At 52.3% G+C, this 23,752-nt stretch carries 19 protein-coding genes; 15 read left to right on the plus strand and 4 right to left on the minus strand.

The genetic code is table 11. The annotated features are described in order from the left end of the window. Positions 1–689: 689 nt before the first annotated feature. Complete coding sequence (locus Q6A92_RS10890) at positions 690–1,865, minus strand: MGDG synthase family glycosyltransferase (RefSeq protein ID WP_332238160.1); 1,176 nt, start codon at positions 1,863–1,865, stop codon at positions 690–692. A 178-nt stretch (positions 1,866–2,043) separates the two neighbouring features. On the opposite strand from Q6A92_RS10890, the gene Q6A92_RS10895 reads away from it, so the two are divergent. After that, a complete protein-coding gene (locus tag Q6A92_RS10895) occupies positions 2,044–3,489 on the plus strand; it encodes an MFS transporter (RefSeq protein ID WP_332238161.1) in 1,446 nt (481 codons plus the stop codon). 89 nt (positions 3,490–3,578) lie between these two features. On the opposite strand, the gene pepT is transcribed toward Q6A92_RS10895, so the two are convergent. After that, positions 3,579–4,814, minus strand: a complete 1,236-nt coding sequence (gene pepT, locus Q6A92_RS10900; RefSeq protein WP_332238163.1) for a peptidase T — start codon at positions 4,812–4,814, stop codon at positions 3,579–3,581. Positions 4,815–5,237: 423 nt separating this feature from the next. Next, positions 5,238–5,408, minus strand: a complete 171-nt coding sequence (locus tag Q6A92_RS10905) for a hypothetical protein (RefSeq protein ID WP_332238164.1) — start codon at positions 5,406–5,408, stop codon at positions 5,238–5,240. Positions 5,409–5,709: 301 nt separating this feature from the next. Here Q6A92_RS10905 and Q6A92_RS10910 point away from each other — a divergent pair, with 301 nt between their 5' ends. The 14 genes from Q6A92_RS10910 to dhaM all read left to right on the plus strand — a co-directional run bounded on the left by Q6A92_RS10910 (position 5,710) and on the right by dhaM (position 22,656). After that, positions 5,710–6,480, plus strand: a complete 771-nt coding sequence (locus Q6A92_RS10910; RefSeq protein ID WP_332238166.1) for an ABC transporter ATP-binding protein — start codon at positions 5,710–5,712, stop codon at positions 6,478–6,480. Between the two features lie 99 nt (positions 6,481–6,579). Continuing rightward, positions 6,580–7,371 (plus strand): ABC transporter permease, encoded by a 792-nt coding sequence (locus Q6A92_RS10915; protein WP_332238261.1) that lies wholly within the window; start codon positions 6,580–6,582, stop codon positions 7,369–7,371. An 18-nt stretch (positions 7,372–7,389) separates the two neighbouring features. Further along, positions 7,390–8,400 carry an ABC transporter substrate-binding protein gene (locus tag Q6A92_RS10920; RefSeq protein WP_332238167.1) on the plus strand — a complete coding sequence of 337 codons (1,011 nt, stop codon included), beginning with the start codon at positions 7,390–7,392 and terminating at the stop codon, positions 8,398–8,400. Between the two features lie 345 nt (positions 8,401–8,745). Then, a complete protein-coding gene (locus Q6A92_RS10925; RefSeq protein ID WP_274399041.1) occupies positions 8,746–9,198 on the plus strand; it encodes a MarR family winged helix-turn-helix transcriptional regulator in 453 nt (150 codons plus the stop codon). A gap of 14 nt (positions 9,199–9,212) precedes the next feature. After that, positions 9,213–9,776, plus strand: a complete 564-nt coding sequence (locus Q6A92_RS10930) for an isochorismatase family protein (protein ID WP_332238169.1) — start codon at positions 9,213–9,215, stop codon at positions 9,774–9,776. Next, positions 9,773–11,146: an MFS transporter gene (locus tag Q6A92_RS10935; RefSeq protein ID WP_332238170.1), complete on the plus strand. Its 1,374-nt coding sequence runs from the start codon at positions 9,773–9,775 to the stop codon at positions 11,144–11,146. Before Q6A92_RS10930 ends, Q6A92_RS10935 begins: the two co-directional genes overlap by 4 nt. A 112-nt stretch (positions 11,147–11,258) precedes the next feature. Continuing rightward, a complete protein-coding gene (locus Q6A92_RS10940) occupies positions 11,259–12,218 on the plus strand; it encodes a TerB family tellurite resistance protein (protein WP_332238172.1) in 960 nt (319 codons plus the stop codon). A 25-nt stretch (positions 12,219–12,243) separates the two neighbouring features. Continuing rightward, positions 12,244–13,200 carry an aminopeptidase gene (locus Q6A92_RS10945; RefSeq protein ID WP_332238173.1) on the plus strand — a complete coding sequence of 319 codons (957 nt, stop codon included), beginning with the start codon at positions 12,244–12,246 and terminating at the stop codon, positions 13,198–13,200. Between the two features lie 1,401 nt (positions 13,201–14,601). Continuing rightward, the gene (locus Q6A92_RS10950; RefSeq protein WP_274399202.1) at positions 14,602–15,603 is read left to right on the plus strand and encodes a PTS transporter subunit IIC; all 1,002 of its coding nucleotides are present in this window, start codon (positions 14,602–14,604) and stop codon (positions 15,601–15,603) included. Between the two features lie 787 nt (positions 15,604–16,390). Then, positions 16,391–19,126: an MBL fold metallo-hydrolase gene (locus tag Q6A92_RS10955; protein ID WP_332238174.1), complete on the plus strand. Its 2,736-nt coding sequence runs from the start codon at positions 16,391–16,393 to the stop codon at positions 19,124–19,126. Between the two features lie 35 nt (positions 19,127–19,161). Continuing rightward, positions 19,162–19,644: a Cys-tRNA(Pro) deacylase gene (gene ybaK / locus Q6A92_RS10960; RefSeq protein ID WP_332238175.1), complete on the plus strand. Its 483-nt coding sequence runs from the start codon at positions 19,162–19,164 to the stop codon at positions 19,642–19,644. A 1,052-nt stretch (positions 19,645–20,696) separates the two neighbouring features. Further along, complete coding sequence (dhaK, locus tag Q6A92_RS10965; RefSeq protein ID WP_332238176.1) at positions 20,697–21,686, plus strand: dihydroxyacetone kinase subunit DhaK; 990 nt, start codon at positions 20,697–20,699, stop codon at positions 21,684–21,686. Between the two features lie 15 nt (positions 21,687–21,701). Continuing rightward, complete coding sequence (gene dhaL / locus Q6A92_RS10970) at positions 21,702–22,292, plus strand: dihydroxyacetone kinase subunit DhaL (protein WP_443029723.1); 591 nt, start codon at positions 21,702–21,704, stop codon at positions 22,290–22,292. Further along, positions 22,285–22,656, plus strand: coding sequence for a dihydroxyacetone kinase phosphoryl donor subunit DhaM (gene dhaM, locus Q6A92_RS10975; protein ID WP_332238178.1), 372 nt, complete (start codon positions 22,285–22,287; stop codon positions 22,654–22,656). Before dhaL ends, dhaM begins: the two co-directional genes overlap by 8 nt. Positions 22,657–23,220: 564 nt before the next feature. On the opposite strand, the gene Q6A92_RS10980 is transcribed toward dhaM, so the two are convergent. Beyond that, entirely contained in the window at positions 23,221–23,700 is a 480-nt protein-coding gene (locus Q6A92_RS10980; RefSeq protein ID WP_332238180.1) for a hypothetical protein, read from the minus strand. Positions 23,701–23,752: the final 52 nt, after the last annotated feature.

The raw sequence follows: 23,752 nt of genomic DNA on the forward strand, positions 1-23,752 counted from the left end.
TTGAACACGCCCTTTTCTAGGATAGTTTAATCATACGGAATCCCATTTTGACGTGTCCACTATTTAGACTAACTCTAACCCGCTCCTTTTCGGAGTAACTTTTTCGGATTTCGGAGCGACTTCAGTTGCATTCGGAGCGAGTTTCCGGCGATTCGGAGCACCCGCTCTTTTTTCGACGTTCCGTCTCGGCTTTCTCCGGTTTGGTCTAGCTTTCTAATCTGATCGGACGGCTGCGCTGTACCCGTCAACTGCGAGACATCCTTTTTCCTGCAGTTAATTATGAACAGGAGAGGACTTTTTTGTCATGAAGTCCCGGATTGAATCATGAAACGACTGTATGGGTAAACCATCCTATTTGTATTTATCAATGGTTTTTTCCGCCTCCCCTTACTTTATATTCCGCAAGAAAAAATTTGGATGATATTAATTATAAAAAATTCAGAATTCAATCAGATCTGCAGTTCAAATTGTTCCGCTGTCAAAAGGCAGCCTCTTAAGCAATGGCAATGGCTCCGCTTTTTGCTGTGCGGAAAAGCGTTTGCGATCGGCCGTGCTGCCTGAAGCATGGCGGCGGAACGGCCGATCGCAAAAAAAAACAGGAAATATGCGCCATTAAATAAGCGGATGACGCATACTTCCTGCACCTTTGAATCCGAATAATTAGAGTAAAGAAAATGATTTTTTCTCTCTCAGGATTCGTAATTGATTTTATTCACTGCAGGGATTTCGCGGGAGACACTCGCCGTCTGCAGGTCTTCACTCGGGATATTCAGGATAAATTTGACGATATTTTCAGGAATCAGCGGATCGACGTATTCCTGCTGCGATTTCTTGATTTCTTTCAGCATCGCCACGTTATTATCAAGCAGTTCGTTGATCGTCGGGACCAGGTCGCTCATCGACCCGCAGGTGATGGCCAAATGATACTTTTCGGCAAATCTCGGGTTGCCCGCTTCCTGGCCCGGAAGCGCCCCGGTAATTACGATCGGCGTGTTGCATGAGACGGCTTCCATCATCACATTCGGACTGCTCCTGATAAAGGCAATATCGGAATTTGCGATCAGATCCTGTATGTTTTGAGTGAATCCGTAGATTTTTACTTTATCGCCGTATTTCTTTCCAAGAGTTTTTTTTAGGTGAGCTTGTAATTTTTCATTTCTTCCGGCTACAATGGTAATATTAAATCCAAAATTATCAATCAGCGTCTTGGCCATCTTGCCCATGTTCCCGACGCCCTCGCCGCCGCTCATAATCAGGCAGTTCAAAGGCTTTCCGGGGGTGTAGTGCTCCGGCATATTCTTGGACGTGTGATTGTAGAAACGCGAGCGGACCGGAAAACCGAGCACCTTGATTTTTTCAGACGGAACACCGAATTCAATACATTTTTCCTTGGCTTCTTCCGTAGGGCTGATGATATAGTCGGCGCGCGGGTCCGCCCAGAACGGTGTAATGCTGATCAGATCGGCAATCAGCGTGACAAAAGGGATATGGATATTATTTTTTTCCAATATGTTAATAATTGAACCATTGAAGTTCGGATGTACAGTCAGAATCAGGTCCGGTTTCACTTGATCAAGCAATGCAAGGAACCTCGTTCTGATTTTCAATTCAACCAGATGGTTGACAAACGTCATTTTGACCGATGTGTAATCCCAGATGATTTTCCACAGATGTTCGGAATTTCTTGTGATCGGCCCGTACATTTTACCTACTTTGAGCAGTGTGCTTCCGCCAAGAGAAAAGCCATCGACGACATGGATCTTTACGTCCGGAACAATATCGAATTTCTCGCTCAAGGATTCGGTGATGCTCTTATGTCCATGGCCGGTGTAATTAGACGATATGATGAGTATGTTTTTAATCATCGAAGATATCCTTTCTCTAACAATTGGACTGACTCGCTAGATAAACAGTCTCTTCTGTCTAAATTACATTGTATGATAAACTGGGACAAGAAACAATTTATTTTAAGAAAGATATAAAATAATGCTAGCAAAAAGTTAGAGGCTGTGCAACACCAAACCTTAAGGAGACAGGCATTCCATGTCATTTCAGAAATTCAAAACAATTTACGCCATTTGTGTCTATGTCAGCCTGGCGGCGTTTGATAACATCGTTGTTGGGTTGTTCCCCCCTTTGTTTTCCAACATTTCTCATGACCTTGGTGTCGCGGTTTCGGCGATGGGCGTCGTTTCGGCGATTAATATTCTTGCAACGTCACTTTCTTCCCTGTTTTGGGGTTATCTGTCCGGAAAATACAATAGAAAAAAATTGATTATTGTCGGAACGCTGATCTGGGTAGCCGGCGTCTACCTGACGTCGCTGAGCTCTTCCTATATTCTGCTGCTGGCTTTCCAGATCGTGACCGGAATCGGGCTCGGCTGTGTAGCCTCGATCGGTTTCAGTGCGCTGACCGACTATGTCCCTTACCGGTCCAGGGGCATGATTCTCAGCCTCTGGGGCATGTCACAGGGATTCGGGGGTATTGCCGGCGCCCTGATTGCCTCGATCATCTCGACACTGTCGGACTGGCGCATGCCGTTCGAAGTGCTCAGCATGCTCGGCCTGGTTCTGATTATCTTTTACTTCTTTGTAGAAGAACCGAAGATCGGGAATACCGAGCCGGAACTTCGGGCGCTGATTAAAGAGGGACAAAGTTATAATTACCGGATCACCCCGGGTCAGATCAGGATGATGCTGGGAAAGAAAAGCAATCTGCTCCTGTTTCTGCAGGGCTTCTTCATGAATATTTCGACGGGAAGCCTCATCTGGCTTCCGACGCTTTACATAGCCAAACTAGAGGCACTGGGCTACGGAAGCAAGATTGCCATTATTGTCGCGTCTTTCCTGTACGGCATTTTTCAAATCGGCGGAACACTGACTTCCCTGTTCGGTTATCTCGGAGATGTTTTGCAGCGCAGAAGCTACAAAGCGCGCGCCCTGATTACATCGGCTTTTGTGTTTGCGACCATGCCCCTCTATATCCTATTATTTATTTTTCCCATTAATCAATTATCACTTCCTAAGACGGTAAATTCGGTCACGCTGTTTTTCAGCCTGATTGAGCAGATGTTCACGAATCCATGGATACTGGCCCTTTTTGTCATCGCCCTGTTCGCATCGGCCGCCCAGTCCGCCAATACGCCGAACTGGCTGGCGCTGATTACGGATGTCAATCTTCCGGAACATCGCGGGACCGTTTTCAGCATTGCCAATCTGGCCAACAGTCTGGGACGTACCTTCGGCAACCTGGGCATGAGCGGCATCCTTGCTTTTGTCTCCGTCTATCTGCAGCATCCGGGCGACTACGTCCTGACCATGAGCCTTCTTGAGCTGCCGCTGCTTCCTTCGGCGATCTGCTATCTGGTCATGGCGAAGTACAATGTCAGCGATATTAAGCATGTGAAAAAGGTTCTGAACAACCGCGGAAAAACGATTTGCAAAAAATACGAGGACTACGCCGACCGCGATGAAAAAAGGTCAACCTGAATCTGCGTAAATGTTTCTCCGCTGAGACAAGCATCCCCGGAACCGCCGGATAAACGGTTTCGGGGATGCTTTGTTTTCGTAAAAGGAATTTATTTTGCCTGTGCGGCAAAGAGTCTGGCGATCTCCACGATGGTCTGAGCGGCTTTGACCATGTTATCGACGGAGATATACTCGAATTTTCCGTGAAAGTTCTCGCCGCCGGTGAACAGATTCGGCGTCGGCAGGCCCATGTAAGAAATCTGAGCGCCGTCCGTACCGCCGCGGATCGGCAGCACCTGCGGTTCAATACCGAGGTTCTTCATCGCCTGGTAGGCGACGTCGACCACTTCCTTGTTTTGTTCCACTTTTTCTTTCATGTTGTAATACTGGTCTTTCAGTTCGAGAATCACGCTGCCGATTCCGTACTTCTTCTCAAGCTTTCGAGCCGTATCCCGGACGAATGCTTTCCTTGCGGCGAATTCGGCTTTGCCGAAGTCGCGGATGATGTACACGAGCTTCGTTTGTTCAACATCGCCGGCAAATGAAAGCAGGTGATAGAATCCTTCATAGCCGTCGGTCAGTTCCGGTGCTTCGTCTTCGGGCATCCGGTTCTGAAAATCAATGGCGACTTTGATCGAATTGATCATCTTTCCCTTAGCGGAACCCGGATGGACGTTGCTTCCCTTGAAAGTAAGCTTTGCTTCCGCGGCATTGAAATTTTCATATTCAAGCCCGCCGAGCGCGCCGCCGTCGACCGTGTAGGCGAGGTTTGCGCCGAATGCTGCAACGTCGAATTTATGCGGCCCCCGACCGATTTCTTCGTCGGGAGTAAAAGCGACACGCACCTGGCCGTGTTTGATTTCAGGATGGTGGAGCAGGTAATCCATGGCTGTCATAATCTCGGCAATGCCGGATTTATCATCGGCGCCGAGCAGCGTTGTTCCGTCGGTCGTGATCAGGGTGTGCCCGACATATTTTTTCAATTCGGGAAACGCATCCGGACTGAGCACGACTTTCCGTTCTTTGTTCAGAACGATGTCTCCGCCGTCGTAATGTTCGACAAACTGCGGATTGACGCCGTTGCCTGTAAAATCAGTGGCCGTGTCGGCATGGGACATGAAACCGACTGTCGGCACATCTTTATCCGTATTGGCCGGCAGCGTCGCCATCACGTAGCCGTTCGCATCAATCGCCGCCTCGGCCATGCCGATCGTTTTCAGCTCGTCAACGAGCCGGTTCAGCAGCGTCAGCTGACCCGGGGTCGACGGGCAGCCGGGATTGTTGTCGTTTGATTGCGTGTTTACTTTTACGTAAGAGATAAAACGTCTGATTATATCTTCCCTCAAAAAAGCCATCTCCTTTTCAGCATCTGAATTTATCTTACCACGACAGAAGCCGGGCAACACATCACAAGAAAGGGGAGCTGCTGCCGGTCATAGTTCCAGCCGGACGGAAAGGACGTTCCCAGAAAACTTCTGCCGGTAAAAAAATTTACGGCTGCCAGGATCAGAGCATAGAGTCCGAGAGCGTATGCGGGAAGAGCGAGCCGATGCCAGCAGTGCCTGCAAAGGACCGCCCTCCCGGACAATTTCAAGCGATCTGGAAAAGGGGAGCGCTCCTCTGTTGATCACTCTATAGCAGAATACGCCGGACAGCGTGCGGTTAAAAAATGACCGACGGATCGGAAGGGATCGGTCATTTGTAAATAATCGGAAATGCAGCGGATAAGACCGGATAAACGAAGAGAAGCAGCCGGATGATAAAAGCTTTTAACGTTCCGCTGCGGATGGAGGACGGATGCCTAATAGAGGTGCGGTGCCGAAGATCCGGCCGCTGCACATATCAGGATCACTGCCCCCCAGGGACGGTCCGTTCCTGCCATCCGTGGTCAGATTGTCTACTAGCAGAGTGATATCTTTTTCCATTTCGATCGCTTTCACTCTCAGTCTCCCGATTCTATTAGAGATTATCCTGTTACGACGGTATTTTTCGTGAAAATCAATATGGATTAAAGAGTCCGATTTCCGATGGATCGGACCGATTTTCATCTATCCTTTCGCCGGCTCATGATCGGTCGCTGTGAACCGGGCACCCGTGTCCGATGATGAATCCGGTTTATTTACCCTCTTTGAGTGTCACGGCATTCGCCCATTGCATATATCATATTGAGGCCCAATTATTTTCACCGATGCCGGCTGCGGCACGCTGCTTTTCCATTTTTCAAGAGAAAGGGGGCGCGATATGAGTGAACTGGAAGTGGTGCACTGCAGTAAATACTACAAAAAGAACGGCGAACTGTTCTGTGCGCTGAAAGAGGCCGACATGCAGATCGGAAGCGGCAGATTTGTCAGCATCATCGGCCCGAGCGGCTGCGGTAAAACGACGCTTTTCAATATTATTTCCGGACTGACCGGGCCGTCCGCTGGACAGGTGCTTCTAGACGGAGAGAATATTGTCCGCGAGAGCGGGCACGTCGGATACATGCTTCAAAAAGATCTTCTGCTCCCATGGCGGACCATTCTTGATAATGTCATTATCGGGCTCGAAATCCGCGGGATATCAAAGAAAAAGGCGCGTGAACGGGCGCTGCCGCTGCTGCGGAAATACGGTCTGGCCGGATTTGAATATGACCGTCCCGATGCACTGTCCGGGGGGATGCGGCAGCGGGCCGGCCTGATCCGAACACTGCTGCAGGACATGAATGTTATTCTGCTCGATGAACCGTTCGGCGCTCTGGACGCCCAGACGCGGCTGCAGATGCAGAACTGGCTGCTTCAGATCTGGAACGATTTCCGGAAAACGATCCTTTTTGTGACGCACGACATTGACGAAGCCATCTATCTTTCTGATGAAATCTACGTCTTTACACGCCGCCCCGGCCGGATTAAAGCCAAAATAGAAGTCGGACTGCCGCGTCCCCGCGATGAGCGGACGATGACGGATGAGCGATTCCTGCAGCTGAAACGAGAGCTTTTACTGATGCTGAAGGAAGAACGCGAACCGTCGGCCTGACTAAGTGCCGGAGCGGCAGTTTAAAAAAAACATTGGATAAAAAAGAAGAACGGAGGCGGGTCGTCAGTGGGGAACAGGAAGAAAAACAGCCGCGGTCCGCTGATTGAAGATCAGAGCGCGGACGCAGCGAGGCTCCGGCACCGAGCGCTTGCCGGACAATTGATTGCAGGCGTCCTGATTGTCTTTTTATGGGAATTTCTGACGCGAATCGGATGGCTGGACAGTTATTACTGGAGCAGCCCCTCAACCATTGTCCGGACGGCCTGGACGGCGATTACAGAAGGCACGCTGCTGCAGGATCTCGCGTACACATCCGGCTCGACGCTTGCCGGCTTCATTCTCGGCACTCTGGCCGGGAGCGCTCTCGGCCTGTCGTTCTGGTGGTCCGGGCTGTATACGAAGATCGCCGAACCGTATCTGATCGCCCTTAATGCGGTGCCGAAACTCGCTCTCGGGCCGGTGCTCGTGATTATGTTCGGCATCGGATTCGGTTCCAAAGTTGTCCTTGCTTTTCTGATGACGGTAGTCGTTGCGGCGATTGCGGCCTACAGCGGAGTGAAAAATATCGACCGCGATCTTGAGAAAATGCTGATTTCACTGGGGGCAAAAAGGCGCCACGTGTTTATAAAACTGGTTATCCCGGCGTCGATGCCGTGGATGGTCGGCATTCTTAAAATCAATATTTCTTTGGCGCTGGCGGGAACGATCGTCGGTGAATTTATCAGTTCAAGACAGGGGATCGGCCGGATGATCCTTTACGCAGGGCAGGTGCTGAATATGGACCTTGTATGGGTCGGCGTCGTTTCGCTGTCTGTCCTGTCGATTGTGATGTATCTCGGAGCCGTCTGGCTGGAGCACCTGCTTATGCGAGAAAGAAAAACAAAGTCATGAACGGAGGTAAGGGTCAGCATGAAAAAATTAAAGTGGGCGCTGAGCCTGTTGATGGTGTCCGCTCTGCTCCTGTCGGGCTGCGGAGCGGCGGGGGGTTCAAAAACAGCGGAGAAGATCGTCATAGCCGAACCGGTTCATCTGATTGCCTATCTGCCTCTTTATGCAGCCATTGATAAAGGCTATTTCAAGCAGGAAGGCCTGAATGTCAGTACCATTACGGCAACAGGCGGGGCGCATGTCACCACCGTCGTCAGCGGCGATGCCTGGGGCGTGATCGGCGGACCGGATTCCACTCAGATCGCCAACGCGGGGAAAAGCAAAGATCCGATCGTATCCGTCGTCAACGTTGTCGACCGGGCCAATGTGTACTTGATGGCAAACTCCAAACTGCAGCTGAAGGACCGCAGCGATAAAGGGCTCGCCGCATTTTTAAAAGGAAAAACAATTGCCGCCGGCCGGTACGGCGGCAGTCCGGACCTGCTGACCCGCTGGCTGCTGATAAAACTCGGACTTAATCCGGAAAAAGACGTCAAACTGGAAGAACAGGGCGATGCGGCCGCCGCCGTTTCGCTCGTATCGCAGGGCCAGGCCGATATTGCCAACGGGGCGGAGCCGCAGATCACCGAAGGGATTAAGAAGGGTGCCTGGAGCGAACCGTTTTACGGCTTCCCGAGCCTCGGCGATTACGCATATTCTGTGATCAGTGTGAAACAATCGACGATAAAAAAAGAACCGCAGACCGTACAGAAGTTTGTCAATGCGATGCTTAAAGGGCTCAAACTGATCAATGAAAATAAGAACGAGGCCTTGAAAATACTGAAAAAGGAATTTCCGACAACGTCCGAGGCGAGCCTGAAAGCGGCGCTGGACCGTGCATACAAAGATCAACTGTGGAGCAAAGACGGAACGATCTCTCCGGCCGCCGTGGCCAAACCGCTGGACGTTGTCGCCAAAACAGGCGTGTACACAAAAGGCTATGACTTCAACAAACTGGTCAACATGTCATTCGTCAAAAATGCCTCGAAATGAAGCAGAAAAAAGAGTGTAAATGACCGGATCCGGAGGGGGCTATAAAGAGAAGCCGGGAGCCGGTGTCCATTCTTTTTTTTTACAGAGATCGCGGACATGCCGCCCGGCTGCAGAAAATTTGCCTGATTCTGTTCGAACAGCCCTGTGCCCTGAATTTTCCCGGTATCCGTACGGTGAATCCCTTCATGCGCCGTCCCCGGGCCCCGATAAGCTTCCTGCCGCGTGGCTGTCATCACGGAATTGCTGGCATGCCTGCGAAACAAAAAGGTTGCATCATACAAGTTTATCGCTGTATAATACACTTTATTTACAGGAAACTTGGTCAGGAACGAGGCGATTTTTATCATGACGCGATCCGGCACCGATCCGCTTGAAGTGATCGAGTATGAAGTGGTCGTGCTGCTCCGCCGGGCGGATTTTAAAAAAACGATGGACGGCCGGGAGAACAGTCTGTTCCGTTCCGGATACCTGATTCTGAATGTACTGCTGAAAAAGAGCCCGATGTCGGTTCGCGGACTGGCGGACCTGTTTCAGCTGGATTTGTCGACGATGAGCCGCCAGATCAAAGCGCTGGAAAACAAAGCGCTGATTGCCCGGAAAATAGAGGACCATGACGGACGTGTTCATCAGATCTCGATTACCGAGGCGGGAAGGCATGCGGTCTCCGCGCTGAAAGAAGAACGTATCCGGATTTATCAGGGCCTGCTCGACGACTGGAGCGAGGAAGAGCGGACCGTGTTTGCCGATCATCTGGCGGGACTGAACAGAAAAATCGAACGAAGAAAACGACTCAAATAAAAGGGGAGTTCTGTATGGTAAAGGAGACAATCGACTTTGCGAAAACGGCACTGGTTCTGATCGATCTGCAGAAGGGCATCGTCGGCGTGCCCGGAGGAGACCGGGTCGTTGAAAATGCAGCGAAACTGGTGGATCTGTTTCATAGGCGGGGAGGATTCATTGTCTTTGTCAACGTCGATTTTCATGACGGAAAAGATGTGCTGAAGCCCCTGACCGATCAGCCGTTTCCGGCCGGTGAAAGAGCAGATGACTGGGCGGTTCTCGATCCGCGTCTCGATATTGGCAATCAGGACTATCGCCTGACCAAAAGGCAGTGGGGCGCTTTTTTCGGTACGGATCTGGATCTTCAGCTGAGGCGGAGGGGCATCGATACCATCGTGCTCGGCGGGATCTCAACTAACCGCGGTGTGGAGGGCACGGCCCGCGAGGCTTTTCATTACGGCTACCATCAATTTTTTATCGGGGATGCAATGACGGCGCACAGCGAAGAAGAGCACAGGGCCTCCATACAATTTATTTTTCCCTATATCGGGAGAGTTCGTTCGACGGACGGCTTTATCAAGCAGGCGGATGAATGAGCGGCTGGAAAAAAAGCCGCCCGGTTTTTCTGACGGCCATTGCAGCCGGAACAATACTGAATCCGCTCAATTCGTCGATGATCTCGCTGGCGCTTCGCAGCATTCAGGATAATTATCGGCTGTCGTTTGCCGCCGTTTCCTGGCTTGTGTCCGGATTTTATCTGGCCAGCGCGGTCGGCCAGCCGATAACGGGGAAGCTGGGGGATCTTGTCGGCCGCAGGAAGATGTTTCTGATCGGGTTATTGATTGCCGCCGCTGCCTCGCTGGGCGCCCCTCTGGCACCGACTTTTCTCTTCCTTGTTCTGATGCGGATTTTGCAGGCACTCGGCAGCAGCGCCGTCTATCCGTCCGGCGTCGCCATCATCCGCAGCCATGTGGACCACTCCAAGCAGGCATCCTCGCTTGCCATTCTAGCCATTTTTGCTTCGGTGATGACGGCTTTCGGGCCGACAGTCGGCGGATTTCTGATTGTCTGGGGCGGTTGGCAGACGATTTTCACCGTCAATTTCCCGTTTATTCTGATCAGCTTTGTCCTCGGCATTCTGGTCATTCCCAAAGATGTGCGAGATGGAGCCGTTCGGATCAAAGAGGTTCTGCATCGTCTTGATATTCCGGGAATCTGTCTTTTTTCTGCCGGTATTGTCTGTCTGCTCTGGTTTCTGCTGTCGCTCGAAGAAGCCGTGCACTACACGGCAGCGGCTGTCGGTCTGTTTTGTTTCGTCCTTTTTGCCCGCCGTGAATGGAAAACCGCCCGGCCTTTCGTCGATCTGCGCCTGATGAAGAAAAATCATGCGCTGACCCTTGTTTATGTGCTGTTCATTTTACTGAATATCATTAATTATTGCCTGTTTTACGGCCTGCCCAGCTATTTTCAGGATGCGCTCCATCTCGGCCTGCGGCTCAGCGGCGCGCTTATGCTGTTTATGTCGGTGGCCAGCGTCCTCTTTTCGCTTCTGACCGGACGCTGGATCGACCATTCCGGGACAGCGGCGCCGATCATTGCCGGAGCGGCTGCGACGGTAGGCGGATCGGCTCTTCTGCTGTTTTCGGCCGTAAATATTCCCTTCTGGCTGATCGGCGGGATCCTGCTGATAATGGGAGCCGGCTACGGGATCGGCAATGTATCCCTGCAGGCGGCGATGCTTGAAGCGGCGCCGCGCGAAGCGGCGGGAACGTCCACCGGCCTGTTCCAGACCTGCCGTTATGTCGGATCCATTTTATCTACGGTTGTCCTTGGGATGATTTTCGGAAAGACGGTGACACCGCAGCACTTATTTTTGCTTGCCTGGGTTCTGGTCGCCGTCAGCGGTTCCGCTTTATTTATCAGCCTGAATTTTTTCGGGAAGAAAGCCCGCCTTTCAGCCCGATAAAACTTATCCGATCCGTAATTTTTGCGTCACGACTGCATCGGAAACGGCGAAAACTATAGCTATAATGGAAGCTGCGGGAACGGCGAATTTATGAAGGGGAGCCTGATTTCTTTTGGGAGGAATTTTTCTAAGAATCCTGACGGGATTTATAACCGCGATGATTGCGTCGGCGAAGGGACGCAATCCGATCGTCTGGTTTTTTGTCGGCGTCGTTTTCTATTGGCTCGCTCCGATCGTCATTCTGTTTATGCCAGGCAGAAGGATCAGGATGAGCCGGATTTTCCGGTCGGGCCCATCTTCCGGAGATGCCCTGAACTGGCGGAGACAGGTTGAGGCGACGTGCCCCTACTGCGGGAGCCGGGTCGTCATTGACGATATTCCGGGAAGCTGGGCCTGCCCGGACTGCGGCAGAACATTCACATACAGCGCGGACGGCCGTACTTACAGGATCAGAGAGGATCAGGTGCTTCCGCAGATTGAATGGATCGTCAAGCTTTTTGCCAAACTGGCCAAAAGAGACGGCGTCGTCACAGAAAATGAAGTCCGGCAGGTGGATCGTATTGTTCGGCAGGCGTTTCAGCCGAACGAAGAGCAGCTCAGCCGGATTATGTCTGTTTTTAACATGTCGCGTTATTCGGATGAGACTTTTGAAGAGATTGCCGAAAACCTGTATGCTTCTGTCGGCGGCCGCCGGGACATCCTTGAGGATACGCTGGTTGCGCTTTTGGCCATTGCCTCTGCCGACGGATCGCTGAACGCCGGGGAGGAGGCAATGATCGCCCGGACGGCGGATCTCTTCGGCCTGGGTGCGGCATATGCCTCGCTCAAGGCCCGTTTTTATGAAAACACGCAGGAAAAAGGCGGCGACCTGGCGGCATGCTACCGGCTGCTCGGCTGCAGCGAGCACGATTCCGATGAAACGATAAAAAAGCAGTACCGGCAGCGGATCAAAGAAAATCATCCGGACCGGCTGGTCGGCCGCGGGGCTTCGGAGGAGAGTATCCGGCAGGCCAATGTCAAGGTGACGGAGATCAAGCGTGCTTTCGAAACTATTATGGCCGCACGCGGCTGACCGAATAATTCAGAGGGATGATCGTATGGAATTAAGCGATGTATGCCGGAAAATCTTAAAGAACAGCCTGGATCTGAAGGCGGGCGAAACGTTTCTGATCGTGACGGATGATGCGAAAAAAAGACTGGCTGAAGCGCTGTACCGGGCCGGGCAGGCAATCGGCGCGGAAACGCTGCTGATTGTTATGAAAGAACGGCAAAGGTCCGGTGAAGAGCCGCCGCGGGCAGTTGCCGCGACCCTGATTGAAGCGGACGCAGCCGTCCTGATCACCGAATTCTCGCTGACGCACACTCGGGCGCGCAAAAGGGCGGTTGAAGCGGGCACGCGGCTGGCGACCATGCCGGGAATAACGGAAGATATGTTTCTGCAGGGTGCGATTACTGCCGATTATTCGGAAGTAAAGGCGCTGACGGAACGGATCACCGGGCTGCTCGACCGCGGCCGCCGGGTGCTCATCGAAAAGGGAGGGCAGCGCCTCGCTTTTTCTATCGAAGGACGGAAGGGCGTGCCGAGTACAGGTGTCTATATCCACTCCGGCGAATCGGGCAATCTGCCGTCGGGAGAAGCGTTCATAGCGCCGGTTGAAGGGACGGCGTCAGGCAGGATACTTGTCGACGGATCGGTCGTCGGCGTCGGCAAATTGAAGTCGTCTCTTCTTTTGACAGTAAAGGACGGCCGTCTGGTCGAAGCGGAAGGCGAGGGTGCCGGACGGCTTCTTGAACTATTGGGAGCAGATCTCGGCCGCTCGGTCGCCGAATTCGGCATCGGTACAAACCGCAGCGCACGGATTACCGGCAATGTGCTTGAAGACGAGAAGGTATACGGAACGGTGCACATTGCATTCGGCAGCAACCTGACATTCGGAGGAACGATTGAGGCCGGCGTGCACATTGACTGCGTGTTCAAAGATCCGGATGTGAAAATCGATGGCTGCCAAGTGATGAAAAACGGACGCATGTCGGGAACGGCACCGAAAAGATAAACGGAGTATCCGGCCGGGAGCGACTCCGTTGTCCGTTTCTCGGCCGGGCGTGACCAGCACCAAAATTTCGGAGTCGCACCGAACCAGGCTGGAGTTGCACCGAACTTGAGCGGACGCACCGAATCAGGTCAGAGTCGCACCAAAATCCTGAAAACTCGCACCGAACCGAGCTAGAGTTGCACCGAACTTGAGCGGATGCACCGAATCGGGCCAAAGTCGCACCAAAATCCTGAAAACTCGCACCGGATCGAGCTAGAGTCGCACCGAACTTGAGCGGCCGCACCGAATCAGGTCAAAGTCGCACCGAAATCCTGAAAACTCGCACCGGATTGAGCTAGAGCCGCACCGAATTTGAGCGGCCGCACCGAACCAGGCTGGAGTTGCACTGAAACGTTAAACAGCCCCGTTTCGGGATGTGTATCGGTCAACATACCCGGTTTATCGGTCGGCGCAGTAACTTTATCGGTCAACGTACCTCATTTATCGGTCGTCACGGCAATTTTATCGGTCAATGTACCTCGTTTTTCGGTCGGTGTGCCCAAATCGATAAATGTGAATAATCAGAACGGGGAAAAGGACTTTTAACAGGCACCGGTCCTTTTCTTTACAGACCGACATTGCGGATCATATCCCGCTTCCGGCACGTCCATTGTCCGGACCGGACCTCGCCATCAAGAATACGGACGGGGCGCGTTTTTGTCCGTGACGTCTCCAGGGGGCGGACGATCTATATGAATAAATTGAATAGTGCTGTTTGCGCCGGAGCCGGACATGTGCCGGCCTTTTTCGTGTTATCGAGATGTGCAGCCTTAAAGTCGGGAGAGATGAGATGTCTGAAAGCCGCACAGTCGCACTTTAGTTTGCAGAAAATTTTAAAGAGAAAATGTTAAAATACTATTTACAACTTAAACAAACTCTGATAATATCAATGTCAATCACAAAAAAATTAAGTTTTGGGGGAAGTGAGAATAATGGAACAGGTCGTGAACAGCATACGAGTGAAAGGCTTGATTCGAATTATTTTGCGTTTGCGCACATGAAGGGCTGAAACAAAACCGTTTCTCTGGAATGGCATTGTTTGAGTCCGGCTTATCATCTTCAACGAATAGGCGCTCAGGCAATCGCAAAAACAGCGCCTATCCGCCGCGTTTCACGGATAGGTTTTTTTGTTGGCCTTTTAATTTAAATATTTCGATTATTCCAATTAAACCAGCATAAAGCAATTAACACAATCAGCATCCGAATTTTTAAAAAATAGAATTTATTAGGGAGCGAAAAAGGATGAAGGATGAGCAGACAATGAAATCAGAAAAAGAAGAAGCGAACAAGAAGGGAGATCCCCAAAGGCGGGAAGCGAAAACCGCGGATAAACAGAGTTTCAAGGATTATTTCATGGATCGGATGTACGCCGTTTCCGGAGGCATTGCCTATGCCATTCTGGTCACGTTGGGCGTCGGCTTGCTTTTTGAGACGCTTGCCAAATTCACGGGATTCATGCCTTTCGAGACCATCGGAGGTGCGGCGAAAGTGCTGCTCGCCCCTGCTTTGGGGGCCGGTGTGGCTTATGCTTTGAAGAGCAATACACTGACCATGTTTGCGGCCATGGCCTGTGCATCCGTCGGTGCCAATGCGATTCAGCTGGTCCATACAACGCCGGCCCAGGTCTTCACAATTACGACCGGACAGCCGGTCAGCGGTGTGCTGGCGGCGGTCATTGCCGTATTTGTCGGCAAAAAAATCACCGGAAGGACCAAGTTCGATATCATGGCCATTCCGTTTTTCTCCGTTCTGATCGGCGGTATCTGCGGTTACGGCCTTGCGCTGGTGGTGACGCCTTCGCTGAACTGGATCAGCGGCCAGATCACGCACTCCGTTCAGGGATCGCCGCTTATCGCATCGATGGTCATTTCGCTTGTCTGGAGCATTTTCCTGATGTCTCCTGCCTCTTCAGCCGCACTGGCGATTGCCCTGCAGCTTGACCCTGTGTCCAGTGCCGCGGCCCTGATCGGCTGCACGGTTCAGTTCGTCGGTTTCACGGTGATGTCGTTCAAAGAAAATGATTTCGGCGGATTTTTCGCGCAGGCCCTTGTGACGCCGAAAGTGCAGTTCCCGAATCTGGTCAAGAATCCGAAGCTGATTATTCCCCCGTTCGTCGCCGCAATGGTGAGTGCCCCGATCGCAACGATGCTGCTTGGTCTTAAAGTGCCCTACGAACTGGGCGGCCTGGGCCTCAGCTCGCTGATCGCTCCGTTGAACATTCTTGCTGTCCAGGGCGTTCGCGGATTGATGATCTTTATTGTATCCGGTGTCCTGATCCCGGCGGTCATCACACTGGTGCTTTATCGGGCCATTAAAGTTGCCGGCTGGGTCAAAGAGAGAGACCTGCATCTGGAAGTTCAATGAGAACCGGCAGCTGCGCGTTCTGAGAACGGCGCGGAATGTCTGCCGGGAAGTCCGCTCATCGAAATACCTATTCGAAAAAATAAAAGAGAAAAAGAGTTAAGGATGAAAACAGAATCGCTGAAAACAGAGCGTATAAAGAGAAAAAGAGTCCGTCCTGCGCGGGCTTTTTTTCATGGACACGCCGCGGGCGGGTATAAGCGCTGAGAGCCGTTGCCGGGAGAAACGGCATTTCCGCATAACCAGGCGTTACAGGATTCAAACAAGCAACCGGGCCGCCAAGGAGCCTCTCGCCCGAGCGGCGCCGTCTGAGAAGCGGCACTTCGGAAAAGTGTGAGTAAAATATCTGCAGGCGATCGTTCAGCCTGTAAGTTCCGCTGCCGACTGTTGCCGTGAACGAACCTGCAGGACACCGGGCGCAGCAGGCATGTGAGCTTATTCTTTGAGAAAGAGGGCTCTTCCCGGCAAATCAAAATCGTGCAGAACCCGATTCTAAAGGGCCGATCCTCGTGAAACGGAATACCACAGTTTATTTGAATTTAAAACAAATAGAGCCGTTCGTCTGGCGGAACTTACAGGCCCCTTCCGCTTCGGGCATGAAACGCCTGCTGGAAGAGATGGCCGACAGATCATCCGGAAACGGGATAAAAAGTGATACTGCCTTTTGAATAAACGGTCTCCTCAGGGTGCCGGCCTCTTCGCTGAAATGAGAAAAGGTGCATTTCTGATGAAGAAGGAGCTGTGTTAAAATTAAGAGAAAGATAAGCGATCCGGAAAGAGGCAGATAGAGATGAAAGTGAGTATTCTTGGCGGAGGCAGCGAGATCGGCGCTTCCTGTCTGCATGTACATATCGGCGAAACCGATTTATTGATCGATGCCGGCATGCGCGTGCACGGAGACGATTTGCTTCCGGCATTCGGAATGCTGGACAATCTTGGCGAACCGGAGGCGGTGCTCGTGACCCATGCACATGCCGATCACATCGGCGCGCTGCCGATTGTCCACCGACTCTATCCGAAAGCTCCGATTTTTGCCACGCCGCCTACCGCCGATTTAATGCAGATCATGATGAGGGATTCTTTTAAAATCATGGAACAGCGCTGTCTGGAAACGCGTTCGCTCATTCCGTACACGAAGGAGCAGATGGAAGAAACGCTTCGGGCCGTGCGCTTATTTCCTGCCGGCGGAACGATAACGTTCGGTGATGCAAAGGTGACTCTATACCGGGCCGGCCATATTCTGGGTGCGGTGATGTTTCTGATTGAAGGCGGCAGCGAAAAACTGCTCGTCAGCGGAGATCTGAGTTTCAAGGCGGGCCGGACGATTCCCGGGGCGGAGGTGCCGGCCGGCACGCGCCCGGATGCACTGATCCTTGAATCCACCTACGGGAACCGCGAACATTCAGATCGCAATACGGAGGAAAAAAGGCTTGCAGATAATGTCGCCGAGGTGATCGCAGTCGGCGGTTTTGCACTGATTCCCGCTTTTGCCCTGGGCAGGGCTCAGGAAGTGCTGCTGATCCTGCAGGACTATATGGACCGCGGGCTGATTCCGGAATTTCCAATCTATGTCGACGGGCTGGTGACGCCGATCAGTAAAATCTACCGGCGCTATCCGCAATTTCTTAAAGGTCCCGTGGCCCATCGTATTCGGACAAACGGCGATGCGTTTCTCACTGAAGGACGATGCACGGCTGTGCAGCCTAAAGAGCGTGAGGCGGTTCTGCAGGGAAAGCCCGCCTGTATCATCGCCTCGTCGGGGATGCTGATCGGCGGTGCCAGCGTCTGGTATGCAGAGAGGCTGATCGGCGGCGCACAGAATGCCATTTTTATCACCGGCTACCAGGATGAGGAAAGTCCGGGCCGGAAATTGCTCAATCTGGCTGAAGGTGAGAGCGATGAATTGGAACTGAACGGAACGGTTCACTCCGTAAAATGCCGGGTCGGTAAATACGGCCTTTCCGCCCACGGCGATGCCGGGGAGCTGAACCGCTTTATCGATACGGTCCGTCCGGCGCATACATTGCTCGTTCACGGTGATGACGAGGCCCGCGCCGCATTAAACGAAAGAATCGAAAAACGCTACCGCTCGATTTTATCGGAAAATGGAGAAGCCTACACATTCAGGCGAAGCGCATCCGGCCGGGAAATCCGCAGCGGCGGTCCGCAGCGCGGCCCGGACCGGGCCCTGAAAGAAAAAGTGGGCTGCCTGATCCTGTATCGGAAAAAAGAAGACGAGCCGTTTCATCTGGCGCTGTGCACGGGCGTTCACGGAAGGACACATTCTTTGATCTGCCAGACACCGAAAGGGAAGCAGATCCGGCTGTCCCCGGATCAGACGGCCGAAACAATCGGACGCTGGAACCGCTCCTTTGACGAGCTGCAAAGCGATTCCGGCGAAGTGTTTGCCTTTGCCCGTCCGTTTATAAAAAAAATAGACTGGGAGAGGGCGAAGGAAGGACATCGGACATTCGCGGAAATGGTATCAATGTGCCTTCCGGAAGCCAGTCTGAAGCAGCGGCTTGCCGCGGCGCTTGTTCTGCAGGCGCTGCCGGATCGTTTCCGAACCTTGAATCAGGGCACGGCCCGTTACCGGATCGATCGGGAAAGCCGGCGTCTGCTGGCCAGTCTTGCGCTGCCCGTTCAGGGTCTGAAAATGAACGTGACCTTGGCGATGGATAAAATCAGGGAACGGCTGGCCGATCAGCCGCATTTTATCCGCTGCGGAGCCGACGGGCTGGGAACGGCTGACGAGCGCATCACGCTCTATTTTGATTTTCCCGACACGGTCGGCCTTGAAGAACGGAAGAAACTGTCCGGAAAAATAAAAGATGCGACCGGATGGACGGCTGCTTTTTCCGACTCTGTCCGTACGGATCTTCTGCAGGCAAAGATCGGCGAATCGCTCGGCACATCTGTTTCGCCGTCGATTTATCTCGATACAAAATGTGTGTCGCTTCCTATTAAATGTCCGGAAAACGGCGGGGAGATCGCCGAAAAAATAAAGAAGGAAACAGGATTCACGCTGCAGTTCAAAGATGAACCGCCCGCCCCGGCGGACGCTGAGGAACGGCGCGGTGTTCCACCGGAATTCTTCAGGACGCAGACGCCGTCCCCGCGGCTTGAAAATAATGAGGCCATCCATGAAGCGAAAGTCTGGGCGGCGGATCGCGGTATCACGATTTACAAGGCCAGTATGAAACAGCGGAACGGACTCGCCTATATGGAAGTGCATTTTATCACACCGGAAGTCGCCATGCGGCACACGGCGGACATGGAAGAATTGTCCTGCCGGACGGGACTGCCGATCACTTTCGCGAAGAATCCGAAACAGAATGAGATCATCCGCACAGCCTCGGAACTGATTCCCGAGGACTGGGGCCTTCAGAAAAATCCGTCTCTGCACCCGGGAGAAGCGCTGCTGACGGTCAAGCTCCCGGAAAAGCCCCCTGAAGAAGAAGTGCGGCGGGTAGGCGAGCGGATTGAGGAGCGGACCGGCTACAGGCTGTCCGTTCTCGTTCGCTGACAGATGCGGATGAAAGAATAAGGAGCATGGTTTTGATGGCAAAATCAAAAGTAAAGACGAATGCAATGCGAATCCTTGATTCGGAAAAAATACAGTACGGGACTCAGACTTATGACATCAGCGACGGGCTGATTGACGGCGTTTCCGTTGCGAAGAAAGTCGGCGAGGATCCGAAAACCGTTTATAAAACGCTGGTGACACAGGGCCACAGCGGTGAATTTTATGTCTTTGTTGTCCCTGTGGCAGAAGAGCTCGATTTGAAAAAAGCAGCCACAAGCGTCGGAGAGAAGCGCGTTGAAATGATCCATGTGAAGGATATTCAGAAGCACACTGGCTATGTGCGCGGCGGCTGCTCCCCGGTCGGCATGAAAAAAGCCTATCCGACGGTGATCGATGCCTCTGCCCGTTCGATCGATCATATTGTGGTCAGCGGAGGGAAAAAAGGCGTGCAGATCATCCTGGCTGTCGATGATCTGGTCAAGGCAGCTCATGCCGAACTGCATGAGATCATCAAGTAATCCTTAGCCGACAGCCTTAATATATATTGAGATTGCAGGCAGCGCGCTGCTTTTTTCAGAAAGTCCGGTCTCAGGAATCAGCTGCCGGCGGCCGACCATGCGTTTCGAATTCTTATATGGCGGTTCCCGGCGCGACCGGCTCATGGACTTAGGACATCGGCGTAGATCGATATCATGATAGAATGCACAGAGCTGAATCAGCAGATTAAGAGCAGAGCGTGCCCCAAAGGCATACTTGCGTCGGAGCAAATCAATAGGGTCCATGACTCAACGAGAGTATGAGTCATGGACCGCTTTTTAGTATTAAAGTCTCTTCCTTTTTGTGTTTGCCTGGCTAAAATCAGGCGTTTTTATTTTTAACAAGTTTTATTCATTATTAACCTGGATTTCCGGTAAATTTATAACCAGTTGGCGAAAAGTCCGCATCAGTAAAGGATTCAGCTTAACACCTCTTCCTCATTGGCATAATTAGTTACTAATGGTCCAAAAGTAGCCTAAACATCTGGATTTTTCATGGCCTTGGTATAAAAAACAGGAATGCAGGTGTTAAGAAGAATTGCTTTTTTTACCAAGCCTGTAGGGCCCAAGTACGAACTCACGTAATTTTTGATCATTCAAGAGCATTTGTTATCTGCGCTGCGCCAGCCGATGCCGCGTCTGGCATCGGCAGGTAACGGCGGATGTCCCCGCCCTGCAGACGAGCGGATGCCGGATGCACGCGGAGGTCCGGTTAGATACATCAGCCGGGGGGATACTCAGTATATGGAATAATCGAAAGCAGCACCGTCCCTTAAATATGCTGTTCTTTAGACTGAAAAGCATAAGACAGCCGAATCCGGTCCGGGACCGGCCCCGCCGGACGCTCCGCCTATCGAACAGGATGGGATCATCCGCTCATTTTTGACCGCCGGATCAGGCGTGTATTAATTTTTGAATCATGTCTGCTTTTTTAAGAAAAAATATTTTTGGGTCTATTTAACTGAAATCGCTTTCGTGATAAGCTTTAAGTAAACGGAAAGCTTGTATAAAAAGGAAAAAAGGGGTGTGAGAAAATGAAAAAGATAATGAATGAAGCGGAAAACATTGTTGATCAAATGCTGGACGGCCTCGCTTTTACAAATGACGCGATCGTCGAACGTCTGCCGGGAACGCAAGTGATTGCCAGAACGTATCGATCAGATGGAAAAGTAGCCGTGATCAGCGGCGGCGGGAGCGGCCATGAACCGACGCACGCCGGTTTTGTCGGGAAGGGCATGCTGGCTGCCGCGGTGGCCGGACCTGTTTTTACTTCACCTGCACCCGATCAGATTCTCGAAGCCATTAAACATGCGAACCAGGGGGCCGGCGTTCTGCTTGTCATCAAAAATTATACAGGCGATGTGATGAATTTTGAAATGGCCGAAGAACTGGCGGCCGGGGAAGACATTCCGGTCGATCACATCGTTGTCAATGATGATGTTGCCGTCGAAGACAGTACTTACACGGCGGGAAGGCGCGGCGTTGCCGGAACGATACTCGTTCATAAAATTATCGGCGCGGCGGCGGAAGCGGGCCTGCCGCTTAAAGAATTAAAATCGCTTGCCGAAGAGCTGATTCCCTCGATAAAGACGATTGCCGTTGCCCTCTCTGCGGCCACGGTACCCGAAGTTGGCAAACCGGGATTTGAACTGGCGGAGGACGAAATCGAATACGGGGTCGGCATCCATGGGGAACCGGGCTATCGCCGCGAGAAGATTAAATCGTCGAAAGAAATGGCATCGGAACTGATCGAACAGCTGAAAAAGAACTTCAACTGGCAGAACGGCGACCGCTATGGTGTCCTCGTTAACGGAATGGGGGCGACTCCGCTGATGGAACAGTATGTTTTTATCAATGATGTTCGGCAGCTGCTGGCAGAGGAAAAACTGGACATTGTCTTTAAGAAAGCCGGCAATTATATGACATCGCTCGATATGGCGGGCATCTCGCTGACGATGATCCGGCTGAAAGAGGAACAGTGGCTGAAGTGGCTTCAGGAACCGGTAACGACCATTGCGTGGTAAGGAGGATGAAGAGAGATGCTGACGGTTGAAAAGACGATCGCATGGCTGAATCTATTCGGACAGAAGGTTGAAAAAAACAAGGACTATTTGAGCGAACTGGACCAGAAGATCGGCGACGGCGACCATGGAGCAAACATGGCACGGGGAGCAGCGGCGATGAAAACCGCTCTTGAGCAGAAAGCCTTCGATACGGTGCAGGATGTTTTGAAAACGGCGGGTATGGCCCTGTTAAGCAAGATCGGCGGAGCATCGGGTCCCTTGTATGGTTCTGCTTTTATCGGGATGGCGAAACAGGCGGGCGCAGGATCCGCGGATGTACCGGCTGTGCTTGAGGCAGGGCTGGAAGGCATTCGGAAACGCGGAAAAGCGGAGGCTGGGGACAAGACAATGGTTGACGTGTGGCTTCCCGCTGTTGATGCAGCCAAAAATAAAGAGCTGAGCCGGGAACGGATTGACGGATGGGTGAAGGCAACCGAACCGATGAAGGCGAAAAAAGGACGGGCCTCTTATTTGGGCGATCGTTCAATCGGGCACATTGATCCGGGAGCCGCCTCAAGCGGCCTGCTGTTTGAATCGTTGATTGAAGAAGGCGTTCTCGATGAGTGATTACGGAGTTCTGCTCGTCTCGCATGTCGCTCAGATTGTCGAAGGCCTGAGCCGACTATTAAAAGAAGTTGCTCCGGATGTGGCGCTCACAACAGCCGGCGGCACGGATGACGGCGGTGTCGGAACGAGTTTCGACAAGATTCAGGCGGCCGTCCGCGAGAATGCCGGCGAAAGTCTGCTGGCGTTTTATGATCTGGGCAGTTCGAAAATGAATCTGGACATGGTCGCGGAAGTATCGGATAAGAAAATCGAAATATTTGATACGGCTTTCATCGAAGGCGCTTATACGGCGACCGCCCTGCTTCATGCGAAAGTCTCTTATCCCGAAATTCTGAAACAGCTGGAACCGCTGAAGGTGAAATAGAAGACATAAGGTTAATCTGTGGCGTTTCCCGAGTACGGCTTAAAAATTTTTGTGCAGGCCTTTGATTTGCAAAATCTGTAATCGGCACGCTGCAGCCGTCTGGATCTTTTATAAGCAGCTGGACTTTCGATGAGTCGCTCGTCCGGGAGGCTGCTGCCGGACGCCGGGGCGCGAGAGGGCCTGCAAATCGGATCCCGATCGGACATAAAGAGCCGGCGGCGAACGCCGAAGCCGCGGAACGGTCCGGATGAGAACCGTCAAGCTCTCAGCCGGAAAGCGTTCGCGCCGAATGGAACCGGTCTCCGGGAGTTCCCGGTATGCAACCATGTGTCATTTTATTTGTACAGGAAGCCTGTTTTCTCTGATCAGAGAAAACAGGCTTTTTTCCTTCAGCCGAAGAGATACAGGTTCCAGCGCGAACGGCTGCCCCGGAAGATCGGTTAACCGGGGGACCCCGGCTGTCTTGGATTGATCGGCCGCTGCCGGGGGCGACCGGCCTTTCAGCCGCGCCGATTGATTTCCGAAAGCCCCTCCATAAATAGCTAAGAACCGCCGTATGCGGGATTACACAAGCCAGCTGGTCGGAATCAGGAAGGCATAGGGAGCGGTGAAGACGGCAAACAGCAGTGCCATCCGCTTTGCCTGTTTTGTGCTCATCCTTTTTTTCAGCAGAACTAAATCAAGCCGGTATGTCAGCACGGCAGAGATCAGAATGGCCAGACAAAACAGCGCCACGCTGAGCGGCGAGGTATAAATATAGTAAAAGTCAATAAGGTTCAGAGAAAGCAGGCTTCCGTTCTTCCCGGAAAGCATCAGCAGGAGTGCCGCGAAAATATCTGCGGCCATGCCGATTCCCCAAAGGGCCATCAATAAGCCGAGCCGGTTCTTTATTTTTATATGAAAAAAAAGCAGAATGACAAACATGACTGCCGCGTCGATGATCAGACTTGCGGCGGCGGCAAGGCCGAGGAGCGGCGGCGAGAAATAAAACATGAACACTGGAAAAATGATATTGGGCAGGATGAGCCGGCGGATTGTGTTCAAAAGACATCTTCCTTATCAGTAAATGTCGGCACCGAAAAAGGCCGCTTTATAG

This window comes from Sporolactobacillus sp. KGMB 08714 (assembly GCF_036598985.1).
GTDB lineage: Bacteria > Bacillota > Bacilli > Bacillales > Sporolactobacillaceae > Sporolactobacillus.